Consider the following 18145-nt stretch of genomic DNA (forward strand, 5'->3'; position numbering starts at 1 on the left):
TTATTTGTTATAAGCATCTTTTTTTGAAAAGAACTCAATAACTTTTACTTTTTTTTCTACTATTTTTCTAACTTCATCAATATTAGCTTTGTTTGTTTCAAATTCAATATCACAATATTGGATATAAGAATGTTTTTGTCTTCCAAAATCCACACCTAAAATATAAAATTCATATTCTGCTAAATAGGTTAAGACTTTTGCTAATTCACCTCTTGTATTTGGAATACTTATTACCATTTTATATTGATAAACACTATTTTGAGTCCATTTACAAAAAAGCATTTCTTGATTGTTTTTAATTTTACTGTAGGCTTTATCACACATTTTATGATGTATTATTGCTTCATTTCCATTTTTAAAAGCAACAATATCATCACCAAATTTTGGATGACAGCAATGGTCAAATGATACAGAACTTATACTAAAATTTGAATATATTAAGATGTTATCAAATCTAAATTCTTTTATTTTACTAGTTAAAATTTTAAATCTAGTCATCAAACCTTTATCTCTAAGTATATTTTTTTCAATAGTTAGTTTTGTATGTTTTAAATAGTCTAAGATTTGAGGTATTTTATACAAAGATTCAATAGGATAAATTTTTGTAATATCTTCATAATATCTTGAAAATATAGTATTGATTATATTTTTACCTGATAATTCATCAATCTCTTTTTGTCTATGGGTACAGAGTAGTTTTATCTGTTTTTTTGCACGAGATGTTTTTACCATCTCTATCCATGAACATCTAACTACTGTTTCATCACCTATTTCAATTGATACAATATCTGTACTTTTTAAAACAGTTAAAAGAGGTTTTTTAATCTTATTGATATAACAAGCAACAGCACGTTTACCAATATTTGTATGAACTGCAAAAGCAAAATCATAAGCTGTTGAACCAACAGGAAGAGTGAAAACTTCCCCTTTTGGTGAATATACAATAATCTCTTCACCATATAAATCAGCTTTTGTTTCTTGATAAAACTCTTCAACATTTTCATTTGAAAACTCTAATGATTTTAACCAGTTAAGATTTGTTGTATTTTTAACACCAGTTTTATACATCCAATGGGCAGCTATTCCATATTCTGCAATTTTATTCATTTCAAATGAACGAATTTGAATCTCATATATTTTTGAGTTATAAAATACAGTTGTATGAATAGTTTGATAACCATTCTCTTTTGGAGTTGCTACATAATCTTTAAATCTAGAAATTAGTGGTTTATACTCTAAATGAATAAAACCTAAAACTTTGTAACAATCAATATCATTTTCAACTAAAATTCTAATTGCAAATAAATCTAAAACTTCATCAATTGAAATACCTTTTCTTTGCATTTTTAGATAAATTGAGTAATGATGTTTGATTCTTGAATAAATTTTAATTTTGTTTAAATCAAAATCATTTTTTTCTAGTAAAGTTTTTGTAGTTGTAATAAAGTTATTAAAACTTAATTGCATTGAGTGTTCATGTTCTTTTAAAAATGCATCAATTTTTTTATATTCATTTGGATAAATATAAAAAAATGCTAAATCTTCAAGAGTGTTTTTTAAAGTAGAAATACCTAATCTATTTGCGATTGGAACATAAACAACTAAAGTCTCTTCTGCAATTCTTTTTTGTTTATTTGCTGGTAAAACATGAAGTGTTAACATATTGTGAAGTCTATCACAAAGTTTTACAACTAAAACTCTAACATCATCAATTGAGGCAATAAGCATTTTTCTAAATGTTAAAGCTGATGAAATAATTTTAGAATCACTTGAATCTTTAGAAGTAACAAATTCATGTTCTCTTATTTCAACAATTTTTGTAAGTCCATCAACCATATGAGCAATATCACTGCCCCAAGTATTTTTTACATATTCTAAAGTATAAGGAGTATCTTCAACAACATCGTGAAGTAAAGCAGTTGCAATAACAGCTTCATCTTTTGAAAAACTTGCAGTTATTGTGGCAACTAAAATTGGGTGAACACAATATGGCTCACCACTTTTTCTAAATTGACCTTCATGGGCTTCAATAATAAAATTTATAATTTCATATAATTTTGGAGAAATGTCAATTTGAGTTTTTAATTTATTAATAGCATCATCAACATTGTTTATATGTTGAATTTCTTTGAAAAATTGATCCATATTATCTAAAACCTAGAGGTAAGTTTATTAACTTATCTCTATTTTTTATCTACAAATCCTTCAATTTTTAGAAGACCTGCTGCAATTTCATCAATAGCAATATCAGTATATTTCATTTTTTGAGTATTTAATTCTAATAATGGTTTTGCACCTTTACTTAATTCATCTGCTCTTTGACCAACTGCAATTGCTAAAATATATCTATCATTATCAACTTGTTTTAATGCTTTTGAAATTCTTTCTTCTAATCTTATCATAAATCTTTCCTTTTGATATTTATTTAACTATTGAGCATCTACTGTAATCACCTTTAATGATTTTAAGTAAATTACCTTTTTCATTCATGTTTGCTACAACTATTGGAAGTTTATTGTCTTTTGCTAAAGCAATTGCTGTATCATCCATAACTTTTATATGATCTTCTAAAGCTCTATCATATGATAAAGTTTCTAATTTTTTAGCATCAGGATATTTCATTGGGTCTCTGTCATAAACACCATCAACTTTTGTAGCTTTTATTAACATTGATGCACCAATTTCTGTAGCTCTTAAAGTAGCTCCAGTATCTGTTGTAAAATATGGATTTCCAGTTCCTGCTCCAAATATTACAACTCTTCCTTTTTCTAAATGTCTCATTGCTTTTCTTACGATAAATGGTTCTGCAATTTGTTCCATTTTAATTGCAGTTTGAAGTCTTGCACTTAAACCTTTATATTCTAAAGCTTCTTGCATTGCAATACCATTTATTACCGTACCTAACATTCCCATATAATCAGCACTTGTTCTTTTTATAACTCCGTCAGCAGCAGCAGTAACACCTCTAATGATATTTCCCCCACCAATTACAATACCAACTTCAATGTTGTTTTCTACTAAACTTTTTATCTCTTCAGCTATATAATCTAGTATTTGAGTATCAATACCATAACCTTCAGCACCAGCAAGTGCCTCCCCAGAAAACTTAACAAGTACCCTTTTGTTCATATGTTTTTTTCCTTCAATAATTTTTGGATTTTATCTAAAAAATCATTAACAAATTCTTAGCTTAATGCCCATTCATAAAAAGGAAGAACATTTATTTTGATTTTTGGGTCTTGAATTTTTTCATTATTTGAAATTGTTATGATATTTATCTCTTTAATATTTAGTTCAAGTGCATTTTTAATAATTTTTTTTATTAAATTATTGTTCAAAAAAGTATTAAAAAATGGTATGGAAACAACAGCTATATTTTTTGATTTTATATAAAAATCAATTTGTTCATAGTAATAAATATCTTCATATTTATTGATTAATTCTAAAAAAACCATGTTAGAAAATTCATTTTTAAATTTTTTTGTATAGGTTATTGCATTTAAAAAAGAGTAGTTATAACAGAAAATTTTTTTTGTTGATTTTTCTTGATTATATTTTGGTAAAAAATAGATAATTCTGCTATTTTCTAAAATTTTACATACTTCATAAAATTTATCTTTTGAGAGTTTTATTTTTGTTTTTAATGAGTTAAATAGTTGAAAAAGAGATTTTTTTTCATCAATATTTTCAATCATGATTTTAAGTATTTCATATTGAGTTTCATCTTTACAAATTAGTCTAATTATCTCTTGTAAACGTTGAATTTTTTTATGTTCTTCTAAATTTATAATTTCTGGAAGATTTCCAAATTTTAAAAAACTATTAAAACTTTGAGTAATATTTTGATGTTTATTATCATGTAATAAATACTCTTCAAAATCTAAAGCATTTAGGTTTATATGTTCAAAACCTTCTATAATTTCATTACTTGATGTAGAAATGATTATATTTTCACATGAAGGTATTGAAAATTGAAATTCAAAATTTTCTAAAATTAAAACAATAATTTCATTTTTTTTGATAAATTCTTCTAAATTTTTAGCAATTTCAATTAAATCATTTCTTAAATCAGAAAAATCAATATAAAGATATTCATTTGATTTGAAATTAGATAAGAAATCATAAATTAAATAGGTTTTTCCAGTTTTGGAAGCACCACTTATTATGGTTTTTGGATTTGTTATTTTTACTTTTCTTTCTATGAAATTAATTTTTGAGAAATTAATTTCATAACAAGTTTCTAGGCTTTTCATTTTTTCATAGAGATTAGATTTATAGCTTCTTTTATTGCATTTATATAACTTTGAGTATTTATATTTTCATTTTTATATGCGATATTAAAAGCAGTCCCATGGTCAACTGAAGTTCTTATTATTGGTAAATTTAGACTTACATTTATACTTTCTTCAAAATATAAAGCTTTTAATGGAGCTAAACCTTGGTCATGATACATTGCAACAAAGTATTTGAAATTTTTTCTTGAAAGAGGAGAAAATGCAGTATCAGGAACAAGTGGACCTTTGAAAATATTTTTTTCAAAATGTTTATTTGCTTTTTTTATAGCTTTGAAAATCTGAACTTCTTCATCACCTAAAACGCCATTATCACTTGCGTGTGGATTTAAACCAAGAACACCAATATTTTCGCTTTTTACATTGTTATAAAAATCAATTAAAAATTGAGTTAAATCCTCTTCATTTATTTTTTTTGCAACTTTTCTAAGGGGAATATGTTCAGTAAAAAGTGCAACAAACATTTCTGAACATCCTAACATCATAATTGCATGTTTTCCAAAATAGTCTCTTAAAACTTCTGTATGCCCTTTATATTTTATATCTGCTTTATTCCAAGACTCTTTATTTATTGGAAGTGTACAAATTGCATCTACCTCTTTTAAATTTGCAAGATTTATTGCATCCATAAAAGAGTTAAATGAATATTTACCTGATTTTTTAGAAACTGTTCCTGGTTTTAAATCAAATTCACCTTTTGTTTTAAATATCTCAAAATCTTCTGGAATTTCAATTTTAAGTTCATTTGCTGCTCTTTTTAGCATTTTGTTATTTATACAATATATTGGTTGGCAAATTTTTGAAATTTCTTCATGACATTTAAAGGCTATTTCAATTCCAATACCATTTAGGTCACCAATACTAATAGCAATTTTAGGTTTATTGTTTTCAATCATTTTTAACTAATTCTTTCATATCAATTATTGCTTTATTAAGTCCAGTAAAAACAGAACGTGCAATTATACTTTGACCAATATTTAACTCTTCAATTTCAGGAATTTTTGAAATCATTGTTACATTTTGATAATTTAATCCATGACCTGCTGCAATTTTAAGTCCAAGTTTTTTTGCAAGTTTTGAAGAGTTTTCTATCTCTTTTACAGATTTTAAAAGTTTTGTTTTTAATTCTTGTTTACTTAATTCTAACTCTTTTATTGAATGATGAGTGTTTGATAAATTTGTGTTTAACATCGCATAAATATTTGCAAATGTTCCTGTATGAAGTTCAATCCATTCAACTTCTAACTCTTTTGATAATTCAATAATTTCTTCATTTGGGTCAATAAAAAGTGAAACTTCAATCTCATTTGCATGAAGTTTGTCTATTACTTTTTGAAGTTTTTCAAAGTTTCCTTTAATATCAAGTCCACCTTCTGTTGTAACTTCATTTCTATTTTCAGGTACAAGTGTTGCACGACTTGGTTTTAGTTTACAAACTATATCAATAATATCACTATTGATTGAACATTCTAAGTTTACTGGTAATGCTGATTGTTCTATGATTGCTTTTGCATCATTATCGTGGATGTGTCGTCTATCTTCTCTTAAGTGGATTGTAATTTGATCTGCACCACTTAGTTTACAAATACCAAGTGCATCAAGGGGATTTGGGTCATTAATTTTTCGAGCTTCTCTTAAAACTGCAATGTGGTCAATATTTACACCAAGTAACAATTTGTATCCTTTAATATTGGCTTTTATGTTTGAAATAATAGCCAATATTAAATTAATAAATTAAGATAAGTCTTTTAAAGTAGAGATATTAGCAGCTAGTTTATTTTGAACTTCAAGATATTCAAGTTCAGGATTTGAATCAGCAACAACTCCAGCTCCTGCTTGGAATACAACTGTATCTTCTGTTAATAGAGTTGTTCTAATTGTAATTGCACTATCCATATTTCCATCAAAACCAAAATATGCGATACTTCCAGAATAGAAATTTCTTTTTATTCCTTCAAATTGAGCAATTAATTCCATAGCTCTAATTTTAGGAGCTCCTGTCATTGTTCCAGCTGTAAATGTAGCCATAAATAAATCAAACATATCATATTTGTCATCAATTATTGCTTCAACATCTGAAACCATATGCATAACATGTGAGTATCTTTCTACTCTCATTAAATCTGTAACTTTTACAGTTCCAGGACGTGCAACACGACCAACGTCATTTCTTCCTAAATCAACAAGCATTATATGTTCAGCTTTTTCTTTAGTATCATTTAACATTTCAGCTTCTAATTCTAAATCCCTATCTAGGTTTTTTCCTCTTTTTCTAGTTCCAGCAATTGGTCTTAACAGTAAATGTCCATCAACAAGTCTAATCATTACTTCAGGGCTACTTCCTGCAATTGTAAATCTTTCAAACTCTAATAAAAATAGATAAGGACTTGGATTTTTACTTCTTAATGCTCTATAAAAACTCAAGTGATCCACAACAGCTTTTTGAATAAATCTATTAGACATTAAAATCTGAAACACATCTCCTGATTTTATCATCTCTTTAGAACGAGCAACCATTTCAAAAAATTCTTCTTTTGTAAAATTGAATTTTCCTTCATTTAAAATAGTAGCTTTTTTTAATGGAGCATAAGAGTATGTTGTATAAAGAATATCTTCAATAGTTTTTAGTTCATCTTTTTTTGATTCAACAGACGTAACCATAACAAGTTTAGAAGTTTTATGTGAAAATCCTAAAATGATGTTTGGTCTAATTAGGTCTAAATCAGGCATATCTAATTGGTCAACTAAATTATTCATTGACTCTTTTAGTTTAGGTTCAAACTCTTTTCCAATATCATAACCTACATTTCCAATAAATCCATCAATTAGACCAATACCTAATTCAAGAGCTTTCTCTTTATATAATTGTTTGTCAAAATTTTTATAATATTTTTTTAAAAAAAGCAGAGGATTTGAATCAACTATTGTTACTTCACCTTCTTCATTTTTGTAATAACAAGTATCTTTGTCATACCAAACTCTTTCTCTTGCCCCAACAATTATATAAGAGTAATTTCCATCACTTGAATTAATTGTACTTTCAAATAAAAAAGTGATTTCATGTTGATATAATGATTTCACTTTTTCATAAATTGAAACAGGTGTAAATTGATCTAATAAAATTTCTTTGCTGTAAAAATTCATAATACTCTCTTTTTAAAATTTAACAACAAATGCACTTGTAACATTTAATTTTTCTTTTATATCTTCAACGCTTTCACTAGCAGCAGCTTTTGATGAATAAGGACCAATTAAAACTTTATTATAAGTTACACCTTTTATCTCTTGTTGATATATTTTATACTTAAATTTTGCATTTCTAATAGTATTTATATAACCATCAGTTGGTTTTTTCGTAAAAGCTCCAATTTGTACAAAATATCCTGAAGACATTGATGTTGATGAAGTTGTTGAAGAAGAACTTGGTGAATCCATTAAATCTCTAACAGATTTTTTTTGTTCAACATTTTGAGTCACTTCTTTTGTCTGAGGAGCTTTTTTCTCTGTTGTTTGTACAACTTTTTCTTTTTGTGTAGCTTTTTTCTCTTCAATTTTTTTGATTGTTTCATCTAATGTTTCATTAGAGATATTAGCAGGTGCTTCCTCTTGAATAGTTTCTCTCTCTTCTTGAGTTGTATTATCATTTGTTTGTTGTAAATTTTGAAGTCTTTGATCTGCTTGAATTGCATTTTCTGGAATCATAGGTTCATTTGTATCTTTTTTAACTCTCTCATTAATGATTTTTTGAAAGTTTTCTTCAATATTACTATTTTCAGATAATTTCTTTATTTCAGAAGAGTTAGCATTATTAGATGTAAATTGATCTTCTTTTGCTGGATCATTAGTTAGAAGTCTTATAATTATAATAGTTAATAAAAATAATACAACAAGAACAATACCTAAAATTAGGTATTTTTTCTTATTTTCTTCATTACTTCCAATTGAAGAGGTACCCAACATAATATTATCAAGTTCATGTTCATTTGGTTCAAATTGAGTATTTCTGTTTAAATTTATTGAATCATTATTCATATTCAAATTATTATTAAGATTTATATTACCTATTGATACTTCAACTTCTTCAAGTTCACTTAGTTTTCTTTCAAGTTCTTCTCTTTCTTGTTGAAGTTGAACTTTTTTTATGAACTCTTCACCTTTTATTTGCATAACTTATCCTTATTTTATCTCTAAACCCTAAAAAGTAGATTGATTGTAAATCACAAAGTTTGAAGCAAGTTCTTCTAACTCTTTGTTGATTTTAGCATGTAAATTTGTATCTTCAATGTTATCTAATACATCACAAATTTTGTTTGCTATTATTTCAAACTCTTTTTCTTTCATACCTCTAGCTGTTAATGCTGGGCTTCCTATTCTAATTCCTGAAGTTATAAATGGACTTCTTGTTTCACCTGGAACTGTGTTTTTATTTACTGTAATCCCTGCATTTCCTAAAGCTGCATCTGCATCTTTTCCTGAAAATGGTTTATTTAAAAAACTTACTAATACTAAGTGATTATCTGTTCCACCTGAAACAATATCATATCCTCTTTTTGTAAGAACTTGGGCTAATACTTTTGCATTCGCTTTTACTTGTTTTGCATAATCTTTCCATGATGGATCTAAAATTTCTTTAAATGCTACTGCTTTTGCAGCAATTACATGAACAAGTGGTCCACCTTGTAATCCTGGGAAAATTGCACTATTAATTTTTTTAGCAATCTCTTCATCATTTGTCATAATCATACCACCTCTTGGACCTCTTAAAGTCTTATGAGTAGTAGTTGTTACAACATCAGCATAAGGGAATGGACTTGGATGTTCACCAGCAGCAACAAGACCAGCAATATGTGCAATATCAGCAAATAAAATAGCACCAACTGCATCAGCTATTTCTCTGAATTTTTTAAAGTCAATTTCTCTAGCATAAGCACTTGCACCACAAACAATAATTTTTGGTTGACAAATTTTAGCTATTTCCATAACTTTATCATAATTGATTCTTCCATCAAGTTCTACACCATAATAAAATGCAGAATAGTTTTTACCAGAAAAACTTGGTTTTGAACCATGAGTTAAATGTCCACCATGAGATAAATCCATACCTAAGATTTTATCACCAGCACTTAATAATGCAGCATAAACAGCACCATTAGCTTGGCTCCCTGAATGAGGTTGAACATTAGCATAAGAACAACCAAAGATTTTACAAGCTCTGTCAATTGCTAATTGCTCAACAGCATCAGCAAACTCACAACCACCATAATATCTTTTGTAAGGATAACCTTCTGCATATTTGTTAGTAAAAACAGAACCCATAGCTTGCATAACAGCAGGAGAAGTAAAGTTCTCAGATGCAATCATTTCAAGATGATTAGTTTGTCTTTTTAATTCATTTTCTATTATTGAAAATACTTCATTATCTGCTTGTTCTAAATTCGCGTTTGTTATATAACTCATGTTTTTTCCTTAATTCTTTTTATTAATTTTCTTGATCTTCATATAAATCAATTTCTTGTTTTATTGGTTTCATAGCTGGGAATAATAAAACATCTCTAATAGAGTGTTCATTTGTAAGCATCATTACTAATCTATCAATACCAATACCTTGACCTGCTGTTGGTGCCATACCATAAGATAAAGCATTTACAAAATCTTCATCCATTTCGTGAGCTTCATCATCTCCTGCTTCTTTTGCAGCGATTTGAGATTCAAATCTTTGAAGTTGGTCTAGTGGGTCATTTAACTCACTAAAGGCATTAGCAATCTCTTTACCAGCAATAAATAATTCAAATCTATCTGTTAAATGTGGTTTTTCATCATTTCTTCTTGCAAGTGGTGAAATTTCAACTGGATATTCAGTGATAAATGTTGGATTAATTAATTTAGCTTCAACATATTCATCAAATAACTCACCTTGAAGTTGACCTAAATTCATATTTACATTAACATCTAAATTTTTTTCTTTCATAAATGTTATGATTTTTTCTTTATCTTCAACTATATCTTGTGGAACTCCACCAATTTCATATAAAGATTGAATTAATGGAATCTCAGTAAATTTACTAAAGTCAATTTTTAAATTACCATAAGGTAAAACAGTTGGTAAATTTAAGTGTTCAAATAAATATTCAAAATACTCTTTAGTAATAACAATTAAATCTTTATAAGTTTTATATGCCCAATAAAATTCAATAGATGTAAATTCAGGATTGTGAGTTGCATCCATTCCTTCGTTTCTAAAGTTTCTATTTATTTCAAATACTGCTTCAAATCCACCAACAATTAGTCTTTTTAAATAAAGTTCCGGTGCAATTCTTAAAAATCTATCAATTCCTAAAGCATTATGATGAGTTACAAATGGTTTTGCATTTGCTCCACCTGCAATTGGATGCATCATTGGAGTTTCAACTTCTAAGAAACCTTTGTTTTCAAAAAATCTTCTTGTTAAACTTATAACTTTACTTCTAATTTGAAAAGTTTTTCGCACTTCTGAATTCATAATTAAGTCTAAATATCTTTGTCTATATCTTAATTCTTTATCTTGAATACCATGATATTTTTCAGGAAGTGGAGAGATAGCTTTTGTAAGTATTCTTAAATCATCTGCATGAAGTGAAAGTTCACCTTGACCTGTAACAAATGGATAACCAGAAACTTCAATAATATCACCAACTTCAATATTCTTTTTGAAAATATCGTTATAAAAACCTTCTGGTAAATTATCTCTTGCCACATATATTTGAAGCATTCCACTTTCATCTTCAATTTTTAAGAAAGCTGCTTTTCCCATAAGTCTGAAAAATTTAATTCTTCCAGCAACTGTATAAGTTCTGTTTTCATCTCTTTTTTCTTCACTATGTAAAATATCACTATTTACATTTAAAAATTTTGCAATTGTACAATTTCTCAAACTTTCATTTGAGTAAGGATTAATTCCCACTTCTCTTAATTTTTCAGCTTTTTCAATTCTTTGTTGTATATATTTATTTTCAAACAATATTAAATCCCTTTATTTATTTTCTTCTGGTTTATTTGCAATATTTTTAAGTTTTTCTTTTACTGCATCAACTTGTTCAGAAGTTGTATTTGTAGTATCTTCAATTTTCTCTTCAACTTTTTGAACTACTTCTTCTTTTATAGCTTCTTGTACTCCATCTACAGTTGAATTAACTTCTTCTTTAAGATTAGAAGTTGCATCTTTTACAATTTGTGTATCTTTTACAGTTTTTACAGCTTTATCAAAACTATTTGTTAATGAATCTGTATCTAGTTTTATTATGTAAGAACCAACGCTAATTAAGTGAGGCATTACAGCAGAAGTAGCAAATTTTTCATCCATAACTTTTTTAAATGAATTAACTTGATAAAGCGCATATGCAATAACAGAAAAAATTAAAAATATTTTTGAAGCACCAAAAACAAATCCAAATATTCTATCTATAACACCTAAACCACTTGCTGAAAATATTTTACTAACAACTAATCCTGCACTATAAACTACAAGCCAAACACCAACTAAAGCTACCACAAAACCGATTAATTTTATTGTTGCTTGATTTTCTAAAACTAATACAGGAGCTAATAATTCACCTGTTTCTGTTGAAATTCTTGAAGCTACAAAAATTGCACCAATGATTCCAATAATTCCAAAAACCTCTTTAATTAGACCTCTAAAAAGACCTTTTAGTCCTAAAATAAGAGTAATAGATATTATTATTAAATCAAAAATAGCAAAATCTTGCATAAAAATCCTTTTCTTATTAATGCGGGTATTTTATCCAATCTTTACAAAATAGAAGTTTAATTGAAATTAATTATAAAATTTGTTCCTGAATATTTCTTGTTTTCATGTTCAAATGTTACATTTTTGATGTCAATTTTGTAACCTAAATTTTTTACAAAAAATTCATGTACTACAAAAAGACCAAGACCAACACCAAATGATTGATGTTTTGTTGTAAAATATGGTTCTACAATTTTAGCAATAATTTGTTCATCTATTCCATTTGCACTATCTTTTATTTGTAAAACTTTATCTTTAAAATCAATAAAAATAAATCTATCTTCTTCTTTTTTATTCTCAATTAGTGCATAAACTGAATTATCTAATATGTTTAAAATTGCTTCAGAAAATTCATTTCTATTACAAGTTAAGATAAAATCTGTATCATAATTAAAACTACATTTTATGTTGTTTTTTTCAAAAATTGAATCAAAAAATGCAAGGGTATTTTTTACAGTTTCTATAATCGAAAAATTTGATACTACTTCATCTTTTGAGAAGAAATTTGTAAAATTTTCAATTGTATTTGAAAGTTTTTGTGTATTGTCAATAATCACTTCACATGAGTTATAAAACTCATCATTTGGAAGATTATCTAACTCTTTTTTAAGTTTCATTCCACTTGTAATTGTACTAATAACACTTAAAGGTTGTCTCCATTGATGGGCAATATTTTTTAAAATATCAGCAATTGCAGCAATTTTTGATTGTTGATAAAGTAATCTATCTTTTTCTTTATCTTTTTCAACTTCTTCAATCTCTTTTGTTATATCTGTAAATGTAGTGATGATATAGTTTTCAGATTTTATTTTAGAGGCATTTAGTGAAAAATGTCTAATTTCATCTAAAGAGTTTTTCATAGCAACTCTAAAATTTTTATTTTTATTTTCAAAAACATATTGAGCCCAATTTTTGCCATCATAATCTTTTTCTAAAATATAAATAGGATCTTTTAAATCTAAAAATTTACTACAAATACATCTATATTTATTTTTAAATTCAGTTAAATTGGAAACAGATGTGAAAAATTCAAATAATTGTTTATTTGCATCAATAATTTCTGTACCATTTGTAATAACAATAATACTTGATTGTGAATCTAAAATAGATTGTTTTTTATTCTCTTGTTGTTTTAATTCTTTTAAATATGTAGAGTAAAGATAGATTAAAAAAGAGAAAAATAGAATAATCAAAGCAATTACACAAATCATAATAATTTGAACTTTAAATGATTTTATAATTTGTGTATCAATATTTTTTAAATCAATAAAATTTAATATATATGCTAATTTTTCACCATTTTTATCATATAAGATATAGTTTGAGATTAGATAATTATTTTCAATTATATAGTTTGGAATATTTATATATCTATCAATTTTATTATTTTTTACATAATTTAATAAATCAACATTTGCATTTTCATTTGCTATATAATAATCATCAATAAAAATATTTGTGTATGGAAATTTTAAAGTGTTTTTAAATTTTTTATCTGTGATTACTAAAGAATCAATATTGTTCTCTTTTAGATCATTTGTGATTGAATTAAAATGAGTTATAACTTCTAATGCTCCTTGAAAGTTATTCTCTTTATCATAAATTGGAGTTCTAGCTTTTAATGTAATACTAAATAAAGCAACACTTATTGAAGTTGAAATATTTTGATTTGTTAATGTGTTTTTTAAATCTTTTCTAAAAAGCAAATTATCACCTTTTTTATCAGTCCAAGAACGATAAACACTATTTCCATTTTTATCAACTATTTGAATCCAGACATTTTTGTATTTAGAATAGTTTTTAATCTCTTCAATAATATTTTTATAATTTAATTTTTCATAATTTTCATTTTTCATACATTCATATAAATTATCATCTTTTGCTAAAGCTAATGCAATTGCTAAAGTTGCATTTTGTTTATCTTTTATAAGATTTTGTGTAGTTTTTGTAATATTTTCATGTGTTGAAAAATAAAGAGAGTCTAAAAGTTTAGTCTGTTTATTTAAAATGTAAAAATAGCTTCCAAATGTTATAAAAAAAGCTATTATTAAAAATAACAGAATCATGATAAAAATATTTTTTTTGATTTCCATAAAACAGTAACTTATTTGTGTATTAATTTTAAATGATTATAGGAAATAACTTCTTGTAGTTTTATTAAATATTTTTCATATTAAATTAATATTTTTGTGATAAAATCCCAATTATGATAAAAAGATACCCAACAAAACAAATATTCGTAGGAAATGTTCCTATTGGTGGTGATGCACCAATTCCAGTACAATCAATGACTTTTTCAAAAACATCAGATGTTAAAGCAACAGTAGAACAAATAACAAGATTACATTTTGCTGGTGCTGATATAGTAAGAGTTGCTGTTCCTGATATGGATGCAGCTAATGCACTAAAAGAGATAAAATCTCAAATAGATTTACCACTTGTTGCAGATATTCATTTTAAATATAAGCTTGCTTTAATTGCTGCTGAAGTTGTGGATTGTATTAGAATTAACCCAGGAAATATTGGAGAAAAAAGTAGGGTTAAAGAGATTGTTAAAGCTTGTGAACAAAGAAATATTCCAATTAGAATTGGTGTAAATTCAGGTTCACTAGAAAAACAATTTGAAGATAAATATGGTCAAACACCTGAAGGTATGGTAGCTTCAGCTGAGTACAATATCAAATATCTTGAAGATTTAGGATTTACAAATTTAAAGGTTTCCCTAAAAGCTAGTGATGTTCAAAGAACTGTAGAAGCTTATAGATTATTAAGACCTAAAAATAATTATCCATTCCATTTAGGTGTAACAGAAGCTGGAACACAATTTCACTCAACAATTAAATCATCAATTGCATTAGGAAGTTTGCTTCTTGATGGAATTGGAGATACTTTAAGAGTTTCTATGACAGGGGAACTTGAAGAAGAGATAAAAGTAGGAAAAGCAATTTTAAAAGATGTTGGAATTGCAAAAGAAGGCTTAAATATCGTTTCTTGTCCAACTTGTGGAAGAATTGAAGCTGATTTAGTAAGTGCAGTTGCTGAAATAGAAAAAAGAACTGCTCATATAAAAACACCTCTTGATGTTTCAGTTATGGGATGTGTAGTAAATGCAATCGGAGAAGCAAAAAGTGCTGATGTTGCAATTGCTTTTGGAAAAGGTAGCGGACTTGTAATGAAAAAAGGTGAAATTATTGAAAAATTAAGTGGAGATGCACTTATAAATAGATTCATCCAAGAAGTTGAAATTGAAGCAGAAAAAAGAAAATAATGGATAGCGTATATAGTATAAACATTGAAAGAGCTGTATTAAGTTCAATTTTATTTAATCCAGAAGAATTGGAAGATGTTTTAGGTGTTTTAAAACCTAAAGATTTTTATCTTCCTGCTCACAAAAAAATCTTTGAAGTAATGGTTAAACTTCATAATGATGATATGCCAATTGATGAAGAGTTTATAAGAAAAAGACTTGATTCAAAAGATGTAGATGACTCTATTTTATTAGAAATACTTTCAGCAAATCCAATTACAAACACTTTAGCTTATGTGAGAGAAATTAAAGATGGTGCTGTAAAAAGAGAGTTAGCCTCACTAGCAACTACCATAAAAAAAGTTGCAATTGAAGAGGAAGTTAGTGCAAATGAAGCCCTTGATACAATTCAAGGGGAACTTTATAAAATTTCTACTGATAGTGCAACTTCTGAATTAAAAGATATGCATACAATCACCCACGATACCCTTTCATATATTGAAAAGATGAAAAAACTTGGGAATAAACATCTAATTGGAGAAACAACAGGTTTTGATGCTCTTGATAAAAGAACAACTGGTTTTAACGAAGGTGATTTAATAATTATTGCAGCACGTCCAGCAATGGGAAAAACAGCACTTGTTTTAAATATGGCTCTTAAAAATGTAGAAAGAGGAAAAGGTGTAATATTTTTCTCTTTAGAGATGCCCGCTGAACAATTGATGTTAAGGATGCTTTCTGCAAAAACTTCAATTCCATTACAAAATCTAAGAAAAGGTGATATGGATGATTCTCAATGGTCAAATTTGAGTAAAGCTTTTGATGATCTAAATTCAAAAAAACTTTTTGTTGATGATGGTGGAAGTATAAATATTAATCAACTAAGAGCAAGGGTGCGAAAACTTGCTCAAAATGAAGCAAATAATATAAAACTTGTAATTATCGATTATCTTCAACTAATGCAAGGAACTGGAAATAAAGATAGACACCAAGAGGTTTCTGATATTTCAAGGGGATTAAAAATGCTTGCAAGAGAGATGAAAATCCCAATTATTGCACTTTCTCAGCTGAATAGGGGACTTGAAAATAGACCAGATAAAAGACCAATGTTAAGTGATTTAAGAGAGTCTGGAGCTATTGAGCAAGATGCCGATATTATAATGTTTGTTTATAGAGATGACGTTTATAAAGAAAGAGAAGAAGCAAAAAAAGAGAAAGAGGCTAAAGATAAAGGTGAAGATTATAAATCGAAATTTATAAATAAACCAGTTGAAGAAGCAGAAGTAATTATTGGAAAACAAAGAAATGGACCAATAGGTACTGTAAAACTTGATTTTCATAAAGCACTTACTAGATTTATGGATAAAGAGAATGAAAATAGTGCTGCACCAATAGAAGTTATTTTTGAAAATGTTGCTGATGTGGAAAAAGAGACAAATATCGATATTCCTGATATTTTGTAAAAAAGTTATAAACTCATTAATAGAATAATAGTTGTATAATCACTAAACAATTTTAAAAATATAAACTTAAGAACGTAAATTTTAATAGGAAAAAAGATGAAAAAGATTTGTGTAATAGGATTAGGATATGTAGGCTTGCCATTAGCTCATGCCTTTTCTTCAAAATATCAAGTAGTAGGATTTGATATAAATACAAAAAGAATAGAAGAGCTTAATAATGGATTTGATAGAACAGAAGAATTAAATGAAACTCAAGTAAATGAAGCTATTAAAAATGGAATGAAATTTTCTTTAGATATAAATGATATAAAAGATTGTAATGTATTTATAGTAACTGTTCCAACTCCTATTGATAAAAATAATAGACCTGATCTTACACCTTTAATCAAATCATCTCAAACTGTAGGACGTGTTCTAAAAAAAGATGATATAGTAATCTATGAATCTACAGTATATCCAGGTGTAACAGAAGAAGTTTGTGTTCCTGAATTAGAAAAAGTTAGTGGATTAAAATTTAATGTTGACTTTTTTTGTGGTTATTCTCCTGAAAGAATAAACCCAGGTGATAAAGAACATACTGTAACTAAAATTCTAAAAGTAACTTCTGGAAGTACCCCACAAATTGCAACTGTTGTTGATGAACTTTATAAATCAATAATTACAGCAGGAACTCATAAAGCAAGCTCTATAAAAGTAGCAGAAGCTTCAAAAGTTATTGAAAATACTCAAAGAGATGTAAATATTGCATTAATTAATGAATTAGCACTAATCTTTAATACAATGAATATAAATACTAATGAAGTAATAGAAGCAGCAGCAACTAAATGGAACTTTATAAAATTAACTCCAGGACTTGTTGGTGGTCATTGTATTGGTGTTGACCCATATTACCTAACTTATAAAGCTGAAGAATTAGGATATAAACCAAACTTGATTTTAGGCGCAAGACAAATAAATAATGGAATGGCTAAATATATAGCAGAAAAAACAATAAAACTGATGATAAAAAAAGGTCTTCAAATAAAAGACTCAAAAGTATTGGTTTTAGGAATGACATTTAAAGAAAATTGCCCAGATGTAAGAAATACAAAAGTAGTAGATATAATAAATGAGATGAAAGAGTATGGATGTGTTGTAGAAGTTGCAGATTATTGGGCAGATAAAAATGAAGTAAAACATGAATATGATTTAGATTTAATAGAGAATTATGACCTAAATGATTATAAAGCAATAATAGTAGCAGTAGGACATGAGAAATATAGAGGATTAGAGATATCAACAGATAATAAAGTAGTATTTGATATAAAATCTATTTTACCAAAAGCTGATGCAAGACTATAATAACTAATAATATTATTTT

15 protein-coding genes are annotated in these 18145 nt (G+C 26.9%); 3 read left to right on the forward strand and 12 right to left on the reverse strand.

Annotation, left to right across the window (positions count from 1 at the left end):
* The 12 genes from AELL_RS04120 to AELL_RS04175 are packed head-to-tail and all read right to left on the reverse strand — an operon-like array spanning nt 1 to nt 14168.
* Nucleotides 1–2145, reverse strand: a complete 2145-nt coding sequence (locus AELL_RS04120; protein WP_118916732.1) for a RelA/SpoT family protein — start codon at nt 2143–2145, stop codon at nt 1–3.
* Between the two features lie 38 nt (nt 2146–2183).
* Complete coding sequence (locus AELL_RS04125) at nt 2184–2402, reverse strand: DNA-directed RNA polymerase subunit omega (RefSeq protein ID WP_118916733.1); 219 nt, start codon at nt 2400–2402, stop codon at nt 2184–2186.
* A gap of 19 nt (nt 2403–2421) precedes the next feature.
* A complete protein-coding gene (pyrH, locus tag AELL_RS04130) occupies nt 2422–3129 on the reverse strand; it encodes a UMP kinase (protein ID WP_118916734.1) in 708 nt (235 codons plus the stop codon).
* Between the two features lie 56 nt (nt 3130–3185).
* Entirely contained in the window at nt 3186–4253 is a 1068-nt protein-coding gene (locus tag AELL_RS04135) for an ATP-binding protein (protein ID WP_118916735.1), read from the reverse strand.
* Complete coding sequence (pdxA, locus tag AELL_RS04140) at nt 4250–5188, reverse strand: 4-hydroxythreonine-4-phosphate dehydrogenase (RefSeq protein WP_118916736.1); 939 nt, start codon at nt 5186–5188, stop codon at nt 4250–4252. Before pdxA ends, AELL_RS04135 begins: the two co-directional genes overlap by 4 nt.
* Complete coding sequence (locus tag AELL_RS04145; protein WP_118916737.1) at nt 5181–5966, reverse strand: pyridoxine 5'-phosphate synthase; 786 nt, start codon at nt 5964–5966, stop codon at nt 5181–5183. The genes pdxA and AELL_RS04145 overlap by 8 nt, the downstream gene beginning before the upstream one ends.
* A gap of 60 nt (nt 5967–6026) precedes the next feature.
* Complete coding sequence (locus AELL_RS04150; RefSeq protein WP_118916738.1) at nt 6027–7436, reverse strand: anthranilate synthase component I family protein; 1410 nt, start codon at nt 7434–7436, stop codon at nt 6027–6029.
* A 12-nt stretch (nt 7437–7448) separates the two neighbouring features.
* A complete protein-coding gene (locus AELL_RS04155) occupies nt 7449–8459 on the reverse strand; it encodes an SPOR domain-containing protein (protein WP_118916739.1) in 1011 nt (336 codons plus the stop codon).
* Nucleotides 8460–8486: 27 nt separating this feature from the next.
* A complete protein-coding gene (locus AELL_RS04160; RefSeq protein ID WP_118916740.1) occupies nt 8487–9749 on the reverse strand; it encodes a serine hydroxymethyltransferase in 1263 nt (420 codons plus the stop codon).
* A 22-nt stretch (nt 9750–9771) separates the two neighbouring features.
* A complete protein-coding gene (lysS, locus tag AELL_RS04165) occupies nt 9772–11292 on the reverse strand; it encodes a lysine--tRNA ligase (protein WP_118916741.1) in 1521 nt (506 codons plus the stop codon).
* Between the two features lie 9 nt (nt 11293–11301).
* Nucleotides 11302–12036, reverse strand: coding sequence for a CvpA family protein (locus tag AELL_RS04170; protein WP_118916742.1), 735 nt, complete (start codon nt 12034–12036; stop codon nt 11302–11304).
* Nucleotides 12037–12092: 56 nt separating this feature from the next.
* The gene (locus tag AELL_RS04175) at nt 12093–14168 is read right to left on the reverse strand and encodes a sensor histidine kinase (protein ID WP_118916743.1); all 2076 of its coding nucleotides are present in this window, start codon (nt 14166–14168) and stop codon (nt 12093–12095) included.
* A gap of 113 nt (nt 14169–14281) precedes the next feature.
* On the opposite strand from AELL_RS04175, the gene ispG reads away from it, so the two are divergent.
* The 3 genes from ispG (at nt 14282) to AELL_RS04190 (ending at nt 18126) form a co-directional block, all read left to right on the forward strand.
* On the forward strand, nt 14282–15343 hold the full coding sequence (gene ispG, locus AELL_RS04180; protein WP_118916744.1) for a flavodoxin-dependent (E)-4-hydroxy-3-methylbut-2-enyl-diphosphate synthase: 1062 nt from the start codon (nt 14282–14284) through the stop codon (nt 15341–15343).
* Nucleotides 15343–16785 (forward strand): replicative DNA helicase, encoded by a 1443-nt coding sequence (locus AELL_RS04185; RefSeq protein ID WP_118916745.1) that lies wholly within the window; start codon nt 15343–15345, stop codon nt 16783–16785. The genes ispG and AELL_RS04185 overlap by 1 nt, the downstream gene beginning before the upstream one ends.
* A gap of 96 nt (nt 16786–16881) precedes the next feature.
* Nucleotides 16882–18126 (forward strand): nucleotide sugar dehydrogenase, encoded by a 1245-nt coding sequence (locus AELL_RS04190; RefSeq protein ID WP_118916746.1) that lies wholly within the window; start codon nt 16882–16884, stop codon nt 18124–18126.
* Nucleotides 18127–18145 lie beyond the last annotated feature (19 nt).

It is taken from the genome of Arcobacter ellisii (assembly GCF_003544915.1).
GTDB classification, from domain to species: Bacteria; Campylobacterota; Campylobacteria; order Campylobacterales; family Arcobacteraceae; genus Aliarcobacter; species Aliarcobacter ellisii.